We start from the raw sequence: 18,603 nt of genomic DNA on the forward strand, positions 1-18,603 counted from the left end.
CGCTCAGCGGGTCGGCGGTGCGAGGACCCGGCCGACGATGCGGGCGACGAGGTTGAGCACCATGACGATGACGATGAGGACGAACGCGGCGCCCCAGGCGATCGCCTCGGCCGGCGCGTCGCCGCGCAGGTTCTGGCCGTAGATCAGCACCGGCAGCGTGGTCATCGCCCCGTCGAACAGGTTCATGTTGGTGCGGTCGGTGGCGCCGGCGATCAGCAGCAGCGGCGCGGTCTCGCCGATGACGCGGGCGGTCGCGAGCGTGATGCCGGTGAGGATGCCGCCGAGCGCGGTGGGGAGCACGATCTTCACGATGGTGCGCCACTTCGGCGTTCCCAGCGCGTACGACGCCTCGCGCAGGTCGTCCGGCACGAGGCGCAGCATCTCCTCGGTCGCCCGCACCACGATCGGCACCATCAGCAGCGACAGCGCGACGGAGCCGCCGAATCCGGAGACGTGCGCTGGCCCGAAGATCAGCGTGAACAGCGCGAAGGCGAAGAGGCCGGCCACGATCGAGGGGATCCCGGTCATCACGTCGACCAGGAAGGTGATCGCCTTGGCCAGCTTGTTGCCCTTGCCGTACTCGACCAGGTAGATCGCCGCCATCACCCCGACGGGCACCGAGATCGCGGCAGCCCCGAGCGTGACCAGCAGGGTGCCGATGATGGCGTGGTAGATGCCGACCGGCTGCTCGATCTGGGTCCGGAAGAACGAGTAGCTCAGGAAGGTGCCGTCGATCCGGCCGGCACCCTCGCTGACCACCCGCCACAGCAGCGACACCAGCGGTACGACGGCGATCGTGAACGTCGCCCACACCAGGCCGGTCATCATCCGGTCGGTCGCGCCGCGGCGTCCCTCGACGGCCAGCGCCCACAGCGGCAGGACCAGCAGGTGCACCAGCGCGCCGGTGGCCGCCGCGGTCACGAGGCCGGTGCCGAGCACGAGCAGCAGCAGGGCCAGCGCGGTCGCCGTACCACCGACGACCGCGGGCGCCAGGCGCGGCAGCCGCGGGCGGACCAGCGGGACGTGGACCCGCTCCTTCTCCTCGGGAGCTGCCAGCAGGGTCGTCGTCATCGGGCCATCCGCCTCTCGCTGCGGCCGATGACCCATCGGGCCGCGAAGTTCACCAGGAAGGTCAGCAGGAAGAGCACCAGCCCGGTCGCCACGAGGACCTCGAGCATGTCGGCGCTGCGCTCCTTGTACTTGAGCGCGATGTTGGCCGCGATCGACGTCGGGCTCGACTGCGCGATGATGTTCCACGACAGGTCGAAGCCGACCGAGAGCACCATCGTGACGGCCATCGTCTCCCCGAGCGCGCGGCCGAGGCCGAGCATCACCGCGGACACCATGCCGGACCGGGCGTAGGGGAAGACCGTCATCCGGATCATCTCCCAGCGGGTCGCGCCGAGCGCCAGCGCCGCCTCCTCGTGCAGCCGAGGGGTGCGGGAGAAGACCTCGCGGGTGATCGCGGTGATGATCGGCAGGATCATCACCGCCAGCACGATGCCGGCGGTCAGGATCGAGCGGCCGGCCGTGTTGGGCTCCCCGAACAATGCGCCGAGGACCGGCCAGCCGCCGAAGGTCGCGTGCAACCACTCGTGCATCGGCACCAGCTGCCTGGCCAGGAAGAACGCGCCCCACAGGCCGTACACGACCGACGGTACGGCGGCGAGCAGGTCGATCACGAAGGCCGCGGGCGCGGACAGCCAGCGCGGGGCGTAGTGACTGATCACGAGCGCGATCCCGAAGGCCAGCGGCACCGCGATGACCAGGGCGATGGCCGAGGCCGTGAACGTCCCGACCAGAAGCGGGAAGACGTAGCCGAGGAAGCTCTCGGCGTGCGGGCCGTAGACCTCGGAGGGCTTGCCGAAGCCGGTCGCCCCCTTGGCGAGCAGGAAGACGAAGACGCCGGCGAGGGCGGCGAGGATGGTCAGGCCGGCGGCGAGCGCACCACCGGCGAAGATGCGGTCACCGACGCCACCGCGGACGCTCGTCCAGTCGGCGGGCAGGTCTGGACGTCCGGTGGTCGGGGCGGTGCGCTCGGCAGGGCGGGCGGTCACGGGTTCACCTCGTGCGACGTGGGCTCGGGTCGTCGGGACGACCGGGACGTGGTCGGGTGCGGCCGGAGGAGCCGGCCGCACCCGACCACGTCACCGGCTCGTGATCCCGGCGACGATCTCCTGCACGCGGGCGGCGGTCTCGTCGGAGAGCTCGGCGGAGCCGGCGTGCTCGGCCGACTCGGCCTGGCCCTCGTCGGAGACGATGTACTCGAGGTAGCCCCGCACGTTGTCGGCCTCGGCCTGGTCGGCGTAGGTCTCGCAGGCGATGAGGTACGACAGCAGGATCACCGGGTAGGCACCGGCCTCGGTGGTGGTGCGGTCGACGTCGACGGCGATGTCGGTCTCGTCGCGGCCCGCGACGACCGGGGAGACCTCGACGGTCTTCGCCGCGGCCTCGGGCGACGGGGCGACGTACTCCTCGCCGACCTGGACCGACACCACGTCGAGGTCGCCGGTCTGGCTCGCGTCGGCGTACCCGATCGCGCCCTCGGTGTCACCGATCGACTTCACGACGCCGGACGTGCCCTCGGCCGACAGGCCGCCGGAGACGGGGAAGGCGTCCTCGGCCTCGTAGGGCCACACGTCGGGGGCGACCTTGTTGAGGTAGTCGGTGAAGTTCTTCGTCGTGCCCGAGTCGTCGGAGCGGTGCACCGGCGAGATCTTCAGGTCGGGCAGCTCGACGCCGTCGTTCTGCGCGACGATCGCGGGGTCGTCCCACGTCGTGATCTTGCCGTCGAAGATCCCGGCGAGGGTCGCGGCGTCGAGGTTGACCGAGTCCACGCCGGGGACGTTGAACGCCACGGCGATCGAGGAGATGTACGCCGGGATCTCGATCACGTTGCCGTCGCAGCGCTCCTTGGCGCTGGCCAGCTCCTCGTCCTTGAGGTAGGAGTCGGAGCCCGCGAAGGACAGTGCCTCGTTGATGAACTGGCTGCGGCCGTCGGTCGATCCGAGCAGGGCGTAGTCGATGGTGAGGTTGCCACCCTGCTCGCCCTGGAACGCGGTCTTCCAGGCCTCCTGGGCCTTCTCCTGGGAGGTGGCGCCGCCACCCTTGAGGTTGCCGCTCAGGCTGCCGGTGGAGGCGCCGTCGCCGCCGGTGTCGCCACCGGACTCGTTCGCGGCGCTGCAGGCGCTCATCAGCAGGGCGATCGCGGCGATGCCGGGGACGGCCGCGCGGCGGAGGTGCGTGAGGTTCAAGTACATGCCTCTCGGAGGTGAGGGTCGTCGTGGCCCTCTGTTCGGACTGGACACTCCGCAAGCTAGGCAGCCCGGGTGACGCGAGCTCCGGCCCGACCTGAACGCAAGGTGAACAGTGGTCGACCAGCCGTCACCAGCCAGGCTCAGCCGCCGTCAACAGCAGCCGTCAACAGCAGCCGGGCTCAGCCTCGGGGTGGCTGGTGCCGCTCGACCGCCACGACCGCGCCCTTGCGCACGTGCAGCACCAGCATCTCGGCCTTCGCCAGCTCCTCGACGTCGTCGGGGGCGATCCCGGCGGCGTCGTACGCGAGCGGCAGGACGGGGCGGTGCGTGCACAGCACCGCGGGCTGGTCGCCGGCGAGCAGCTCCTCGACGATGCGGGCGACGGCGCCCGCGGTGGCCTTCTCCTCGCTGAGCCGGCGGCGCAGGTCGAGGTCGAGGCCGTGCGCGTCGGCGTAGGGCCGCACCGACTGCACGCAGCGGGTGCTCGACGACGTGACGACCCGCTGGACGCCGTACGCCGCGAGCAGGTCGACCAGCCGCGCCGCCTGCTCCTCCCCCGCGGCCCGCAGCGGCCGGTCGGCGTCCTCGCCCTCCCAGTCGTCGCGCTCAAGGGCGAGACCGTGCCGCAGCACGATGACGGCGTGGGTACGGCGACGGAGCCGGCGCGCCTGCTGGAGGGTCCGGCGGTCGTGCTCGTAGGTGAGCCGTTCGCGAGCGTCGTCGTGGGGCACCCACTCGACGGCGTCGATCTCGTCGTTGGGCTCATAGCCGGCCACGTCGTCGCTGCCGGTCACCCGCCCGGTCCAGTAGTGGACGGTCTTGCCGCGACCGTTCACCGGGTAGCGCTGCGACGGCAGCGGGGGGCCGAGGCGCACCCGGAGGCCGGTCTCCTCCTCGACCTCGCGCACCGCCGCGGCGACCGGGTGCTCACCGGGGTCGAGCTTGCCCTTGGGGAACGACCAGTCGTCGTACCGAGGCCGGTGGACGAGGAGCACCTCGCGGCCCGGGCGGAAGACGACCACTCCGGCGGCGAGGATGTCGGGCACACGACTAGGTTAGGGCCCGGCCCGCCCCGACCCGCCGAGGAGAACGTCCGTTGCGCCGACCCGCCCTGGCCTGGTCCCGCCGCCGCTGGCTGGTCGTCGGCGCCGTGCTGGCCGTCGTCGTCGCCGCGCTGGTGATGGTCTGGGTCGTCCGCGACGACGAGCGCACTCCGCTGGAGGAGGCGCTCGCGCTCGCCCCGGAGTCGTCGGCCCGCTACGGCTGGACCGACTGGGCGGAGGTACGCGCGGAGGTGGGCACCGACCTCTCGGCCGGGTCGACGGGCGCCGAGGTCGACGACTTCCTGCTCGAGGCCTACGACCGCGACCTGACGAGCGCGACGGCGCTGGACGACTCCGCGGCGGCGATGCAGGACGACCTCGGCTTCTCCCCCGCCACCCTGGAGTGGGAGCTGTTCGCACAAGGCGGGGCCGGGGCGCTGCTCGTCCTGGGCCTGCCCGAGGACGCGGACGTCGACGCGCTGCGTGAGCGGTTGCGCGAGGCCCGGTTCATCGAGCCCGACGAGGACGACGGCGTGTGGTTCGCCGACGCCGGCAAGCTCCAGGAGCTCAGCGGCCCGGTCACCCCGCAGCTCGGTGCGATCGAGATCGACGAGGACGCAGGGATCGTCTACGCCAGCGACGACCCGGGCTTCCTCGGGCTGCGGGCCGACGTGGCGCGCGGCGACGTGGACGACCCGGTCGGCCGGGCTGCAGCCGCCCTCGGGGAGCCGCTGGCAGCGGTGGTCTACACCGGCGACCACGCCTGCGGCGAGCTCGCGATGAGCGGCGCCGACCCGGTCGACCGTACCCGCGGCGCGGAGCTGATCGAGGACGCCGGCGGGGTCCACCCGCTCACCGGGTTCGCGATGGCAGCCCGGGCCGACGGCGACGTGCGGGTGGCGCTGGTGCTCGACACCGACGAGCAGGCCCGCGCCGACGCCGACAGCCGCTCCCGCCTCGCCGCCGGCCCGGCCCCCGGCCAGGGCGGCACCTTCCCCGAGCGCTTCGAGCTCGGCCGGGTCACCGCCGACGGCACCCTCGTCACCATGGACCTCACCCCGGTCGACGGCTCCCCCGTCATCTCCGACCTCACCTCGGGCCCGGTCCTCTTCGCCGCCTGCTGACCTGCGCGGTCGAGACGTCACTTCCGGCACGTCGAGTGGTCACTTCCGGCAGGTTGAGTGGTCACGTACGGCGGCCTGCCGTTCGTGACGCCTCGACACGCCACACGTGACGTCTCGACCGGCCACAAGTGACGCCTCGACCGGCCACAAGTGACGTCTCAACCCATCAGCGGAAGGCGCGCAGGCGCAGGCTGTTGGTGACGACGAAGACCGACGAGAAGGCCATGGCGGCGCCGGCGAGCATCGGGTTGAGCAGGCCGGCGGCGGCGAGCGGCAGGGCGGCGACGTTGTAGGCGAACGCCCAGAACAGGTTGCCCTTGATCGTGGCCAGGGTGCGCCGCGACAGCCGGATCGCGTCGACCGCGACCTGGAGGTCGCCGCGGACCAGGGTCAGGTCGCTGGCCTCGATCGCGACGTCGGTGCCGGTGCCCATCGCCAGCCCGAGGTCGGCCTGGGCGAGCGCCGCGGCGTCGTTGACGCCGTCCCCGACCATCGCGACGACCTTGCCCTCGCCCTGAAGCCGTTTGACGACGTCCACCTTGTCCGCAGGCAGCACGTCGGCGATGACGTCGCCGGGGTCGATCCCGACCTCGGCGGCGACGGTACGGGCGACGGCGGCGTTGTCACCGGTCAGCAGGACCGGGCGGAGGCCGAGCTCGCGCAGGCCGGCGATCGCCGCCGACGACGTCTCCTTCACGGCGTCGGCGACCACGACGATGCCGCGCGCCCGGCCGTCCCAGCCGACCGCGACCGCGGTGCCGCCGTCCGCGCGGGCCTCCTCGAGCGCGGTCTGCAGCCGCGGCGAGAGGTGCTGGGACCACTCGGCGAGCAGCTGCGGGCGTCCGACGAGCACGGCGTGCGACACCCCGTCCTCGGCGGCGTCGGCCACGACGCCCCGGACGCCGAGGCCCTCGACGTTGGCGAAGTCCTCGACCGGTGGCAGCGATCCGTGCTGCTCGCGGGCAGCGTCGGCGACCGCCCGCGCGATGGGGTGCTCGGAGGAGTCCTCGAGCGCGCCGGCGTACCGCAGCACCTCGGCCGGGTCCTCGCCGTCGTCGGCGACGACGTCGCGCAACGCCATCCGGCCGGTCGTGACCGTGCCGGTCTTGTCGAGGACGATCGTGTCGACCGAACGTGTCGACTCGAGCACCTCGGGTCCCTTGATCAGGATGCCCAGCTGCGCGCCACGACCGGTGCCGACCATGAGCGCGGTCGGGGTCGCCAGGCCGAGGGCGCACGGGCAGGCGATGATCAGCACGGCGACCGCGGCGGTGAACGCCGCGCCGACGCCGTTGCCGGTGCCGAGCCAGAAGCCGAGCGTGCCCGCGGACAGCAGGATGACCAGCGGCACGAAGACCCCGGAGACCCGGTCGGCCAGGCGCTGCACCTCGGCCTTGCCGTTCTGTGCGTCCTCGACCAGGCGCGCCATCTGCGCCAGCTGGGTGTCCGCACCGACCCGGGTCGCCCGGACGACGAGGCGGCCGCCGGCGTTGACGGTGGCCCCGACGACGATGTCGCCCTCCCCGACCTCGACCGGCACCGACTCGCCGGTGAGCATCGAGGCGTCCACGGCCGACGTGCCGCGCTCGACGACGCCGTCGGTGGCGATCTTCTCCCCCGGGCGTACGACGAACCGGTCGCCCACCGACAGGTCGTCGACCGGGATCTTCGTCTCCGTCGTGCCGTCCGCACCGAGGACGGCGACCTCCTTCGCGCCGAGCTCCAGCAGCGCCCGGAGGGCGGCGCCCGCCCGGCGCTTCGAGCGCTGCTCGAAGTAGCGCCCGGCGAGGATGAAGGTGGTGACCCCCGCCGCAGCCTCGAGGTAGATGTTGCCGCTGCCGTCGCTGCGCTCGATGGTGAGCTCGAAGGGGTGCTTCATCCCCGGGGTGCCGGCGGTGCCCCAGAACAGCGCGTACACGGACCAGCCGAGCGCGGCGAGCGTGCCCAGCGAGATGAGCGTGTCCATGGTCGACGTGCCGTGGCGCAGGTTCGTCCAGGCCGAGCGGTGGAACGGCCAGGCACCCCACACGACGACCGGTGCGGCGAGGGTCAGCGACAGCCACTGCCAGTTGTCGACCTGGAGGCGCGGCACCATCGCCATCGCGATGACGGGCACGGTGAGCACCGCGGAGACGAGAAGCCGGTGGCGCAGTGTGCGCACCGGGTCGTCCGCGCTGCCCTCGCCCGTGCCCGACCCGTCGTCGGCGGGCGGCCGGGGCAGGGAGGCGCCGTAGCCGGCGGCCTCGACGGCGGCGACCAGGTCGTCGGTCGTGACGCTGTCGGCGAAGCTGACCTTCGCCTTCTCGGTGGCGTAGTTGACCGTCGCGGTGACCCCGTCGAGCTTGTTGAGCTTGCGCTCGATCCGGTTGGCGCAGGACGCGCAGGTCATGCCGGTGAGCAGCAGCTCGACCTCGCTGCCGGAGGTGCCGCCCGTGCCGCCCGTGGCACCCGTGGTGTCAGTGCGTGTGTCCACTGCTCTCTCCGTGCTCGTCCCCCTCGTGCCCGACAGCACCATCGGCACCGTGCGCGGTGCCCCCGGCCCCGATGGTGAAGGTCGCGGTCCGGACCACGCCGTCGTGCTTGAAGTCGAGGTAGAGGTGGTAGGTCCCGTCGCTCGGGACGGTGGTGTGGAAGACGACCTCCGGGCCGGGCTCGGTCGTGCCGTCGCCGGGCTCGCCGTCCGGGTGGACGTGGAGGTAGGCGAGGTCGCCGGCGCGCAGCGCGACCAGGTGGCCGTAGGCGCCCAGGTAGGGCTCGAGGTCGGTGACCGGCTCGCCGTCCTTGCTGACGCTCAGCGCGAGCTGGGCGTCGGCGCCGGCGGACAGGTCGCCGTCGAGGGTGACCCGGTAGCCGTCGACCTCCGAGGTGCGCCGCTCGCCGCGGGGCGTGGCCGCGCGGAAGTCGCCGTCGACGGCGAGGTCGGTGCCCAGGGTGAGCGCCGCAGCACCGGTCGCCTTGAAGTCGGCGAAGATCCGCCAGCTGCCCGGCGTGAGCGCGAGCTCGGTCGTCCAGGTGTCGCCGCGGAGGACCGGGTGCACGTGCTGGAAGCCGGTCAGGTCGCGGCGTACGGCGATGAGGTGCAGCTGCTTCTCGTGCTGGACGTCGTACGACGTCACGGGCTCGCCGTCCGGCCCGGTGATGGTGAACCGCACCGGGACAGCCGGGCCGGCCTCGGCACGGTCGTCGGCCAGCCGCAGGGCGTAGCCGTCCCGGGCCGTCTGGAGGCCGCCGGGCTGGCCGGCCCCGCTCGCCGGCGTGACGTGCACGCGGTGGTCCCCGTCGCCAGGGACGTCCGGCGCGCCCGCGTGGGTGTCGTGGGTCGGCGCCGGCTCCCCGGCGCCGACCGGGCCGGCCGCCTTGCCGACGAGCAGGGCGACGGCGAAGACGACGACGGCGACCGCGCCGAAGCCGGCCAGCCGCGCCGCGGTGCTCATGCGAGCTGGTAGCCGGCTTCCTCGACGGCGGCCTTGACGGCGGCCTGGTCGAGGGGCTCGGCGCTGGTGATGGTGACCGCACCGGTGGGCAGGTCGACGGCGACGTCCTCGACGCCCGCGATCTCCTGGACCTCCTCGGTGACGGAGGCGACGCAGTGGTTGCAGGTCATGCCGGTGACGGTGAAGGTCTGGGTGGTGCTCATGGGAGTTCCTCTCTGGGTTCGGGTGTCAGGAGCGGACCAGCCGCGCGATGGCGTCGGAGGCCTCCTTGAGCTTGACGTCGGCCTCCGCACCTCCCTCGCGTGCGGCGTCCACGACGCAGTGGGCCATGTGCTCGTCGAGCAGCCCGAGGGCGACGGACTGGAGCGCCTTCGTCACCGCGGAGACCTGGGTGAGGATGTCGATGCAGTACTGCTCCTCCTCGACCATCCGCTGCAGGCCGCGCACCTGGCCCTCGATGCGGCGCAGCCGCTTGAGGTAGTCGTCCTTGGTGCGGTTCGCGATGTAGCTGTGCTGGTGCGGCTGTCCCTCGCTCATGCCAGAAACCATACCCCCCTACCCTATGCAAGACAAGGTGCGCGAGTACGACGAGCGCTGGGCCGGCACGGCGCGGGCGCTCGCCGGGCCACCGCGCCGACGGGACCACACGGGACCACACAGGACCACACGGAACCACACGGAACCACACAGGCTGGCGGCTCCCGTCCCGGGGCACACCGGGACGAGGGTCGACTCAGGAAGGGTCGGAGACGCCCAGGATCCGGTCGATCTCGTCGAGCGAGAGGCGCTCGTCGGAGGCACTGGCCGCGATGATCAGGTTGGTGGTGAGCTCCACCTCGATCATGAGGTCACGGTCCTCGAGGGTCACGTCGAACTGGTCGGCCATCGAGCCCCTCCCTCCGACGCGCCTCAATCCGGACTTCCGCATCCATCTTCCCCCCACTTGCCAAGGACAAACCCGAAAGTCTCCGAAAAATTACCGGAGCCCCCGCCGACCGGCGGGGGCTCCGGGTGAAGACGCTTGGTCTCCTCCTCCAGGCGAGCCTGGATCAGAGGGGACGGACGTTCTCCGCCTGCGGGCCCTTCGGGCCCTGGGTGACGTCGAACTCGACCTTCTGGTTGTCCTCCAGCGACTTGTAGCCGGTGGTCTGGATCGCCGAGTAGTGGACGAAGACGTCGTCGCCGCCACCCTCCTGCTCGATGAAGCCGAAGCCCTTCTCGGCGCTGAACCACTTGACGGTGCCCTGAGCCATGTTGCTCGTTACTCCTCTGTCGGGGCGAGAGCCGCCACCTCGGCGACCCACAGCGGCTGCGATGACACGTCGCTCCGACCCGTGATTGGGACACCACAAACCAGATACGCCGTCGGCCACAGATCTCCGCAGGCGTTGAACCTTCCGAAACTTGCAGCCGCTGCAGGCACGACACTACCAATCTGGCGCGACAACGGAACCTCTCTGCTGCATCGATCACGCGAACTTCGATGAAGGTTTGGCTACGCACGCATGACGGTCCCGGAAATGGGTCCGGCAGGGGCCCGATCCCCCGCCGGAACAGGCGTCAGTGCAGGGCGATGGTGAGGCTGGTGCCCTTGGCAGCGGCATCCGCCGTGGCCACCTGGTCGCCGTACGCACCGGCCGCGACGGGGCCGCCCGTGTCGACGACGAGCTGGTCGACGTGGCCGCCTCCGGTGCCGATCAGACGCTGCCGCACCGACGAGCCGGCCGGCTCGGTGAAGGCCGTCGTCGCCCCGGACCGGTCGGCCCAGACCGTCACCACCCAGCCCCCGGCCGTGTCGACGACCGGGCTGCAGTGCGTGGCGGTGGCCGTCGTGTCGGCGCTGCCGGCGACCGCCGCGACCGGGCCGTCCGGGTCGGTGCCGGAGTAGGCCAGCACGGTCAGCGTCGCCTTCACCGCCGTCGCCCCCAGCACGACCGTGACGTTGCGCCCGGCGTCCGTGGCGGTGGCGACCTTCTGCCACACCACGGTCGTCATGGCGTCGGTCTGCACCGGGTTGCCGACCTGCGTCCACCCCGCCGGCGCTGCCGGTACGGCGGTCGTGGAGGCCGAGACGACGGCCAGCAGTCCGTCGCCCTCCTCCGCCGTCACGGGCACCGGGGACACGATGCTGGTTCCGTTGGTGACCTTGCCGGTCGCGTCACGGTAGGACACGTCGCTCTCGACACCCTCGATGACCACGGGCTGGGTGACGGTGCCGGTGCCGCCGTCCTCGTCGGTGACCGTCAGCGTCACGTCGTAGGTGCCCGGGGCGGCGTACACGCGGCTCGGCTGCGACCCGGTGGCGGTGGTGCCGTCGCCGAGGTCCCAGGCGTACGACGTGACGGTGCCGTCCGGGTCGCTGGCCCCGGTCGCGTCGAAGGTGCACGCCTGGCCGGTGCAGGAGGAGGTGAAGGCGGCCGTCGGCGCCTGGTTGGCGACGGGGCCGAGGAACGTCGTGCCGCTGGACCAGACCGGGTTGGTGTCGATGCCGCTGCCGGTCACCCGGGTCCAGCTGCCCGTCGCCACGCCGTCGCTCACCGGCAGGCTGTAGAGCTGGTTGGTCGACATGCCGGCCCACAGCTTGCCGTCGGCGTGGACGAGGTTGCGCACGTCGCGCAGCGACGGGAAGATCGAGCTCGGCACGGTGAACTCGGCGGCACCGACGACCAGGCTCTCGGGCGAGAACCACCGCCAGTAGACCCGGCTCTGCCCCGAGCGGGTGTAGTAGATCCGGTGGTCGGCGTAGGTCAGTCCGGTGAGGCCGGAGATCTGGCCGTAGAAGGTGGGCGCCCGGCCGCGGTAGGTCTGCGACCCGCCGCTCGTGGTGACCGTGCTCCAGAGCGGGTCGACGTAGGGGTTGATCACCCGGTCGGGCCCGAAGGTGGTGCCGTCGAAGGTCCGGTAGTGCAGCTGGTTGTCGGTCCAGCCGTAGACCAGCTTCGACCCGACCATGAACGCGCCGCGCACGTTGCTCCAGCTGCCCGCGCCGCTGGTGGCGACGGCGCTGGCGGGCGTGATCGAGGAGCCGGTGAAGGTGCGCGTGGTGACGCTGGTGCCGGACAGGCGGAACAGGCTGCGCGGCAGGGTCGCGTCGGCCTCCGCGTACGGCGCCGTGCCGCCCTCGATCGGGAAGTAGGCCAGGCGCGGGCGGAGGTGCTCGCGGTTGCCGACGTACTCGGTGTCGCTGCCGACGTACAGACCGTGGTCGGTGGCGAGCAGGGCCTCCGCGCCGACGCCGCGGGGATGGCGGCCGGGGTTCCAGCTGAGCGGGAGCCCGTTGTCGGGGTCGAGCGCGGCGAGCCCGGGGCGCGGCACCTGGCCGGCCTGCTCGTCGGCCCCGCTCTGGATGGCATTCATCCACTTCTGGTGCCCGCCGACGTAGACGGCGTTGTCGGCGACCGCGACCGACAGCAGCGAGTCCTGGCCGGACGCGGCCTGCCACGTCGGCTGCACGTCCTGGCCGGTGACGGCGAGGTCGAAGCGGGCGGCCGTGTCGCACAGGGTGCCGTTGTAGCCCGCCCCGCTGCTGACGATGACGAAGTAGCTGCCGTCCGGCGACACGTCGACGTCGCGGACGTAGGAGTCGAAGGAGTTCTTCGAGCACGCCGGCGTGTAGCGCAGCGTGCGCCACGACGGGTCGACGCTCGCGCCGGTCTCGCCGAGGCGGATCACCATCGCCTGGTCACGGTCGAGCCCGTCGGCCTTCTTGAAGTTGCCGATCGCGACCAGCTTCGTCCCGTCGAGCGTGGCGGCGATCTTGCCGACGCCCACCGGCGCCTTGGCCGTGCCCGACGGCCAGTTGTGGTTGGTGCTGACCGCGACCTGCAGGTAGTCGTCGAGCGCGCCGGTGGTCGCGTCCAGGGAGGCCAGGCCCGGCCGCGGCTGGGCCCACACCGTGGTGAAGGTCCCGGCGAGCAGCAGCCGGTCGCCGACGAGCTCGATGTCGAGGACCCCGCCGTTGGGGCTGGGGTTCTTGAACGCCGTGACGAGCGCCCCGGTCGTGGCGTCGACCTTGATGATGTTGCGGACCTTGGTGCCGCCGGCGTTCTTGAACGTGCCGGCCACGTAGAGCGCCGAGCCGTCGGCGCTGGGCGCCAGGGCAGTGACGTTCGCGTCGAGGCCGGGCTGGAAGGCCGCGTCGACGAGCCCGGTCTCGCGGTCGAACGCGAAGAGGTACGGCGTCGCGAGCTGCGCGCTCGTGCCGGCGTTGCGCGTGAGCGTGAACGTGCCGCCGACGTAGACCTTGCGGCCGATCTCGGCGAGCGCATGGACGCGGCCGTCGAGGACGTGCGGCGTCACGGCGGGCACGGCGGACGGGAGGAGTCGATGTCGCGCCGGCTGGGCGGTGGCCGGGGACCCGGCGCCCACGCCGGCGAGGAGGGCGGCCACGACGGCCAGGACGATCAACGCGACCCGAGACGAGACGAAGCGACGGCGCACGGCGGGCTCCTGGGGGTGGTCGGTGTGGGACCGACGTTCGCACCGATCAGGCGGCGGGCGGTTCACCCATTTCGGGCAAGTCCCGGCGCGTCGTACGCATCGGAACAGGGGGGTGGCGCTACGCCCTGGCGGCCGCGCGGGAGTCGCCGAGGTTCTCGAACAGGACCAGGGCGATGTCGTCCTCGAGCCGGTGCCCGGCGTGGGCGGTGACCCGCTGGACGATCGCGTCGAGGGCGTCGTCCGGGGTGCCGGCTGCGAGGACCTGGTGGGCGGCGTCGAGGTCGAAGAAGTCGCCGCTGTCGTTGCGCGCCTCGATCAGGCCGTCGGTGTAGAGCAGGACGCGGCTGCCCGCGGGGAACGGGTGGCTGCGCGTCTCCGGCTCGACCGCGAACCCGAGCGGCGGCGAGGGCTCGCCGGTGTCGAGGTCGGTCCCGGTGCCGTCGGTGATGTGCAGCGGCGGGTGGTGACCACAGCTGGCCACGCGCAGCTCCGCACCGTCGACCTCGACCAGGAGCGCGGTGACGAAGTCCTCCTCGTCGATGACCAGGGACACGGCCCGGTCCAGGGTCGCCGCGAGGGTCGCGAGGTCGGGGGCCCGCGACGCCGCGTGCTTGAACGCGCCGAGCACGGTCGCGGCCGTCTCGGCGGCCTCGATGCCCTTGCCCCGCACGTCGCCGACGAGGATGCGCACCCCGTGGTCGGTCGAGACCGCCTCGTAGAGGTCACCGCCGATCGCCGCGGCCTGGGTCGCCGACTGGTAGCGGGTCGCGATCGCGATGTTGCCCAGCTCCGGCGGGATCGCCCGCAGCAGCGCCCGCTGGACGACGTCCGCGATGCGGGTCATCTGCTGCAGCCTCTCCTCCCGCCGGGTGGACACCCGCGACGCCACGAGCGCCCCCGCCGACAGGAGGGCAGCGAGGATGCAGCGCACCACCCAGTCGCGGGTGCCGAACGAGTCGTGCCAGAAGCCCGACGACAGCGACAGGGGGAGGGTGACGGCGGCGACCACCGCCGTCCGCTGCGGCGTGGTGATCAGCGCGGTCACGATGACCGCGGACGCGTACGACGCCGTGAGGACCACGCCGGTGACCAGGTCGGCGACCAGCAGGATGACCAGGATGGCGAAACCGACAGTCAGGCCGTGGTCGCTGCCCTGGGCCGGCTTGACGCGAGCGCGCAGCGCAGAACGGTGACCCGTGTGCATGCCACTCCTCCGCGTCTCGACCACCATCACGGCCCGGCGCGCCCGGGCGGCCCACCGATCATCGACTGCCCATTGTGGTCCAGCCCCGCACCCCTGTCCCGGGGATCCCCCCAGCGTGACCAGATCGGGATGTGGCTGCAGGCATCCCTGGGCTGCCCTCCGATGACCACCTCCACCCCGGGCGGGGCGCTAGTTCCTGTCCGGGCCGAAAGGTCCGAAGTTTCCTTCGTAGAGCGGTCGTCCGAGAGCCGAGCTAGTCGTGGGGCACGTGCCAGCTCTTCGCCTCGAGACCGCCGTCGCACCACGGGCTGCGGCTGGCGCTCGATCCACTTACTCTGAGATGCATGTCAGGCCGAGGTGGAGGCGGCTGGAACGGCCGACGCCCAGTTCGTCATACGTCTACCGAATGGCGGGGCGGACCGCTTGCGCTCCCAGAACAGGTGTGGGCGCCAGCCGTAGGCAACCGTGGCGAAGTGGATTCGCCGCGCGAGTCACCTGAGCAGGCCGCCGAACGTGTTCTTTCGCTCTGGGAAAGTCTCGTCGGCTTCAACCTCGGGGAGGTGCGCCGACGCGTGTTCCTGCGGCGCCCCGAAGTCGTTTGGCTGGCGCGTCAACCACGAAGACTTATCGAAACTTGGGCCAAGAGCGCGATAGCGGCTAACCCTCACGGCCACCTTCTCCTCGCCGAGTGGGTGGGCGCAGCCACACCGCAGGACGATCACGATCCGCTGTGAGCCCGGCAGAGGGACCAGCGCAAGAAGGCTCCACGGGAAGCGGAAGCGATAACCCGGCTGTACCCATACAAGCGCCAGTTGGTCGTACGCGCTCTCACCGTCCGGGGAGGTCGCGCCGCCCCAGGAACGCCAAGGGAACATCAAGCTTGGGATGGCAACGCCGCCAGGGTCCCGCGCCCGCCGAGGGCGAGTGCCCGCGGCGTGAAGTCGGCCCGGCATACTGGCCCCACACGGGGCGGCTACATCGCGCCGAACCACACGGATGTCCTTCCGAGGGTGGTTCCGATGTAAGTTTCGATCTCCCGGGCCCCTAGCTCAATTGGCAGAGCAGGAGACTTTTAATCTCTTGGTTGTGGGTTCGAGTCCCACGGGGCCTACGACGTCCGCGCCTGCTGCTGGCGCGAGCACTCGGCGCACAGGCCGACGAGCTCGACGGTGTGGGCGACCTCGGTGAAGCCGTGCTCGTCGGCGACGGCGTGGGCCCACTTCTCGACCGCGGAGCCGGTGATCTCGACGGTCCGGCCGCAGGAACGGCACACCAGGTGGTGGTGGTGCGAGGTGCTGCAGCGGCGGTACGTCGCCTCACCCGCCGGGCTGTGGCGGACGTCGACCTCGCCGGCGTCGGCCATCGCCTGCAGGGTGCGGTAGACGGTCGCGAGGCCGACCTTCTCGCCGTTCTGGCGGACGGCGTCGTGGACCTCCTGCGCGCTCTGGAAGTCGACGGAGGCCTGGAGGGCAGCGGTGATCGCCAGGCGCTGGCGCGTGGGGCGCAGGCCGGTCGCGGGCCGGTCGGTGTCGGTCACGCGCTCCTCCGTGGTGGCCGGGATGGGAATCACTCTCAATCTACCGGGCGGCGCCGGGCCCGGGAGGACTGCTCCCACTGGCCCGGACGGACCAGCCAGCCGGGACCGGGGAACCGGGGACGGGGCCCGGACGGCGGGGTACGCTCGGCGCGGGTGAGGGAAAGGGAGGACTCTGCCCATGGGGAGCAACGACGAGTTCGGGCCGGACACCGAGACCATCCGGGCCTGGCTGGCGAAGCGCGCGACGTACGCCAAGGACGCGCGCGTCATCGGCGCGCCCCGGGGCTCCGTGTCCGGCGGTACGACGACCCCCGCCCCAGCTGCTCCCGCCACCTCCCGTCGCCGCGAGTCCGCCCCCGAGCCCGACGTCGCCCCCGACCCCGAGTCGGTCGAGCGGCCGTCCCGGCTGAGCGCCGCTGAGGGTCCGCGCCCGGACAGCCGCAACGCCGGCCGCTCCGTCCTCGACGCCCTCGGCACCAGCCCGGTCGAACGTCCCGCACGCCCCGCGGCCGACGCGACCGAGGCGGGCCGCTCCGTGCTCGACGCGCTCGGCGCCGACGAGCCCGTCGCCGCCAAGCCGCGTCGCGAGCGCGGCCGCGCGAAGGCCGCACCGGCGCCGGAGCCCGAGCCGACGCCGCCCGCGCAGCCGACGGTGCTCAAGCCGTCGAGCAAGGTGCGGGTCAGCGCGCCCGCCCCGTCGTCGTACCAGGCACCGCCGCAGGACGCCCCCGCCGCGGGCCGTCCGGTGCCGAAGCAGACCGTGCGCCGCGGCCGCTGGACCGAGCCGGAGGAGCACCGGCAGGCGCTCGAGGCGACGACCGACGTCGACTTCCCGGTGCGCAACACCGTGCGCAAGGTGCTCGGCTGGGTCCTGCTGGTGTCGCTGCTCTCCGCTGCCGTGGTCGGGTACGTCGCCAGCCAGGACCGCACGCCCGCGCTGATCGGGATCGCGGGGGTGCTCGCGTTCCTGACCCTGGTGGTGTGGGCGATCCGCGCGAGCTGCGTGACCACCAAGCTCACCATCCGCCGCGGCCAGCTGCTGGTCACCCGCGGCGGCCAGACCCAGCGCGTCGACATCAAGGGCGGCCACACGATCATCGCGATCGTCGGCGAGCCCGGCGACCGCCGCTGGACGGTGCTGTTCGAGCGCCGCGGCCTGCCGCTGGTCGTGGTGAACTCCAGCGTCGTCGACCCGCACTGGTTCACCAGCGCGCTCTACCGCCTCCGCCCGGAGCTGCGGCCCGGCTGGAGCGACGAGGCCGCCGGGGTCAGCTGACGATCCAGTAGCGGCGCTTGCCGTTGCGGACGTCCTCGAGCTCGCCGCCGTTCGCCTCGATGGTGCGGCGCGAGGCGTCGTTGTCCTCGTCGCAGGTCACCAGCACCCGCTCGATGCCCAGCCGCGCCGCCTCGACGACGCCGAGGCGCAGCGCCTCGGTGGCGTGCCCGCGGCGCCGGGCCGACGGCTTCACCGAGTAGCCGATGTGCCCGCCCTCCTCGAGCAGGAAGTCGTTGAGGCCGTGGCGCAGGTGCAGGAAGCCGACGACCTCGTCGTCGGGCGCGCCGGTCCCGTCGGTGATCCAGAAGTACGACGACGGCACCCGGGTCCCGTCGAGGTCGGCCGGGGCGGTGACCTCGGTCATCAGCACGTACGCCGCGCACCCCTCGGCCGTGGGGACCGGGTCGCCCTCGAGGAACCAGTGGCCGGAGCCGTGCATCTCCGTCGTACCGCCGAAGTCCCGGATCATCGCCGCCCAGCTCTCCCAGCGAGCGGTGTCCGGCGCCACGAGTGCAGTCATGGGTCCATCCCACCACCCCACGGTCGGCGCCCGCGAGCGGGTTTCAGGGCTCGCCAAATGAGAACGTGTTCTACTCTGGTGCCATGAACTGGGCGTTCCCCGGGGACGAGACCCCCGACCCCGCGGTCGAGCACGAGACGGCGACGTGGGGCCCGCTGGCCGCCGCGACCCGCGAGCTGGTCGACCTGTGCGTGATGTCGGAGGTCGACGCCGAGGAGGTCGCCGCAGCGACCGCGGACGTCGAGGCGGCCGTCGCCCGCCTGCGCAAGGTACGACGCCAGCAGACCCTCGGCCAGGAACACCTGCTCAACGGCCGGCGCCGGCCGTGGGGCAACCCCGTCATCGGGATGCGGAACCCGATCGCGCCGCCGATCCAGGTGCACACCGAGCCCGACGGGCACGCGGAGTGCGAGTTCCACTGCGGACCGGCGTTCGAGGGACCGCCGGGGCTCGTGCACGGCGGCGTGGTCGCGCTCGTGCTCGACCAGCTGCTCGGGCACGCCGTCGGCGCCCGAGGCCGCCCGGGCATGACCGGCACCCTGACGATCGTCTACCGCCAGGGCACCCCGCTCGGCGACCTGCGCGCCGAGGCGTGGGTGGACCGCGAGGACGGCATCAAGACCTGGGCGAAGGCGCAGATGATCGGGCCGGACGGCGTGACCGCCGAGGCCGAGGGCGTGTTCCTGCTCCCCCGGGCGCTGCGCGACCGGGTCCCCGACGCCGGGACTTCCTGACCGTTCCTGCTGCTTCCCGACCCTTGCAACGGTC

At 72.4% G+C, this 18,603-nt stretch carries 18 protein-coding genes and 1 tRNA gene; 5 read left to right on the forward strand and 14 right to left on the reverse strand.

The genetic code is table 11. The features are described from left to right. Window positions 1-3 precede the first annotated feature (3 nt). The 4 genes from pstA to NOCJ54_RS0105675 form a co-directional block, all read right to left on the reverse strand. A complete protein-coding gene (gene pstA, locus NOCJ54_RS0105660) occupies window positions 4-1,071 on the reverse strand; it encodes a phosphate ABC transporter permease PstA (protein WP_036516952.1) in 1,068 nt (355 codons plus the stop codon). Further along, window positions 1,068-2,057, reverse strand: a complete 990-nt coding sequence (gene pstC, locus NOCJ54_RS0105665; protein ID WP_198020125.1) for a phosphate ABC transporter permease subunit PstC — start codon at window positions 2,055-2,057, stop codon at window positions 1,068-1,070. The genes pstA and pstC overlap by 4 nt, the downstream gene beginning before the upstream one ends. A gap of 90 nt (window positions 2,058-2,147) precedes the next feature. Then, window positions 2,148-3,254 (reverse strand): phosphate ABC transporter substrate-binding protein PstS, encoded by a 1,107-nt coding sequence (pstS, locus tag NOCJ54_RS0105670; protein ID WP_198020127.1) that lies wholly within the window; start codon window positions 3,252-3,254, stop codon window positions 2,148-2,150. Window positions 3,255-3,436: 182 nt separating this feature from the next. Beyond that, window positions 3,437-4,303, reverse strand: a complete 867-nt coding sequence (locus tag NOCJ54_RS0105675) for an NUDIX hydrolase (RefSeq protein WP_028654727.1) — start codon at window positions 4,301-4,303, stop codon at window positions 3,437-3,439. Between the two features lie 50 nt (window positions 4,304-4,353). Between NOCJ54_RS0105675 and NOCJ54_RS0105680 the strand changes: the two genes are divergently transcribed. Continuing rightward, window positions 4,354-5,424 carry a hypothetical protein gene (locus NOCJ54_RS0105680; RefSeq protein ID WP_028654728.1) on the forward strand — a complete coding sequence of 357 codons (1,071 nt, stop codon included), beginning with the start codon at window positions 4,354-4,356 and terminating at the stop codon, window positions 5,422-5,424. A 166-nt stretch (window positions 5,425-5,590) separates the two neighbouring features. Here NOCJ54_RS0105680 and NOCJ54_RS24055 read toward each other — a convergent pair whose 3' ends face one another. From NOCJ54_RS24055 to NOCJ54_RS24060, 8 genes are all read right to left on the reverse strand, one after another. Then, complete coding sequence (locus NOCJ54_RS24055) at window positions 5,591-7,813, reverse strand: heavy metal translocating P-type ATPase (protein ID WP_051485516.1); 2,223 nt, start codon at window positions 7,811-7,813, stop codon at window positions 5,591-5,593. Window positions 7,814-7,880: 67 nt separating this feature from the next. After that, window positions 7,881-8,858, reverse strand: a complete 978-nt coding sequence (locus NOCJ54_RS0105690) for a hypothetical protein (RefSeq protein ID WP_028654729.1) — start codon at window positions 8,856-8,858, stop codon at window positions 7,881-7,883. Then, a complete protein-coding gene (locus NOCJ54_RS0105695; protein ID WP_028654730.1) occupies window positions 8,855-9,061 on the reverse strand; it encodes a heavy-metal-associated domain-containing protein in 207 nt (68 codons plus the stop codon). Before NOCJ54_RS0105695 ends, NOCJ54_RS0105690 begins: the two co-directional genes overlap by 4 nt. Window positions 9,062-9,086: 25 nt before the next feature. Further along, on the reverse strand, window positions 9,087-9,395 hold the full coding sequence (locus NOCJ54_RS0105700; protein WP_028654731.1) for a metal-sensitive transcriptional regulator: 309 nt from the start codon (window positions 9,393-9,395) through the stop codon (window positions 9,087-9,089). 196 nt (window positions 9,396-9,591) lie between these two features. Next, window positions 9,592-9,744 carry a hypothetical protein gene (locus tag NOCJ54_RS29790; RefSeq protein WP_186449941.1) on the reverse strand — a complete coding sequence of 51 codons (153 nt, stop codon included), beginning with the start codon at window positions 9,742-9,744 and terminating at the stop codon, window positions 9,592-9,594. Window positions 9,745-9,907: 163 nt separating this feature from the next. Continuing rightward, window positions 9,908-10,111 carry a cold-shock protein gene (locus NOCJ54_RS0105710; protein ID WP_028654732.1) on the reverse strand — a complete coding sequence of 68 codons (204 nt, stop codon included), beginning with the start codon at window positions 10,109-10,111 and terminating at the stop codon, window positions 9,908-9,910. A gap of 307 nt (window positions 10,112-10,418) precedes the next feature. After that, window positions 10,419-13,298 (reverse strand): PKD domain-containing protein, encoded by a 2,880-nt coding sequence (locus NOCJ54_RS0105715; protein WP_028654733.1) that lies wholly within the window; start codon window positions 13,296-13,298, stop codon window positions 10,419-10,421. 118 nt (window positions 13,299-13,416) lie between these two features. Continuing rightward, window positions 13,417-14,502, reverse strand: a complete 1,086-nt coding sequence (locus NOCJ54_RS24060) for a PP2C family protein-serine/threonine phosphatase (protein ID WP_051485501.1) — start codon at window positions 14,500-14,502, stop codon at window positions 13,417-13,419. A gap of 473 nt (window positions 14,503-14,975) precedes the next feature. Between NOCJ54_RS24060 and NOCJ54_RS29335 the strand changes: the two genes are divergently transcribed. Beyond that, window positions 14,976-15,236, forward strand: a complete 261-nt coding sequence (locus NOCJ54_RS29335; protein ID WP_157514798.1) for a hypothetical protein — start codon at window positions 14,976-14,978, stop codon at window positions 15,234-15,236. Window positions 15,237-15,540: 304 nt separating this feature from the next. Continuing rightward, window positions 15,541-15,613 (forward strand) — tRNA-Lys (locus tag NOCJ54_RS0105730). Here the strand turns inward: NOCJ54_RS0105730 and NOCJ54_RS28060 are convergent. Beyond that, window positions 15,611-16,039: a Fur family transcriptional regulator gene (locus tag NOCJ54_RS28060; protein WP_028654735.1), complete on the reverse strand. Its 429-nt coding sequence runs from the start codon at window positions 16,037-16,039 to the stop codon at window positions 15,611-15,613. The genes NOCJ54_RS0105730 and NOCJ54_RS28060 overlap by 3 nt on opposite strands. Window positions 16,040-16,217: 178 nt before the next feature. Between NOCJ54_RS28060 and NOCJ54_RS0105740 the strand changes: the two genes are divergently transcribed. After that, complete coding sequence (locus NOCJ54_RS0105740; protein ID WP_028654736.1) at window positions 16,218-17,315, forward strand: hypothetical protein; 1,098 nt, start codon at window positions 16,218-16,220, stop codon at window positions 17,313-17,315. Here NOCJ54_RS0105740 and NOCJ54_RS0105745 read toward each other — a convergent pair. Further along, window positions 17,308-17,835, reverse strand: coding sequence for a GNAT family N-acetyltransferase (locus tag NOCJ54_RS0105745; protein WP_028654737.1), 528 nt, complete (start codon window positions 17,833-17,835; stop codon window positions 17,308-17,310). The two genes, NOCJ54_RS0105740 and NOCJ54_RS0105745, sit on opposite strands and share 8 nt — an antisense overlap. An 83-nt stretch (window positions 17,836-17,918) precedes the next feature. Here NOCJ54_RS0105745 and NOCJ54_RS0105750 point away from each other — a divergent pair, with 83 nt between their 5' ends. After that, the gene (locus NOCJ54_RS0105750) at window positions 17,919-18,569 is read left to right on the forward strand and encodes a PaaI family thioesterase (RefSeq protein ID WP_028654738.1); all 651 of its coding nucleotides are present in this window, start codon (window positions 17,919-17,921) and stop codon (window positions 18,567-18,569) included. Window positions 18,570-18,603: the final 34 nt, after the last annotated feature.

The organism is Nocardioides sp. J54 (genome assembly GCF_000519005.1).
In the GTDB taxonomy this organism is placed as follows: domain Bacteria; phylum Actinomycetota; class Actinomycetes; order Propionibacteriales; family Nocardioidaceae; genus Nocardioides.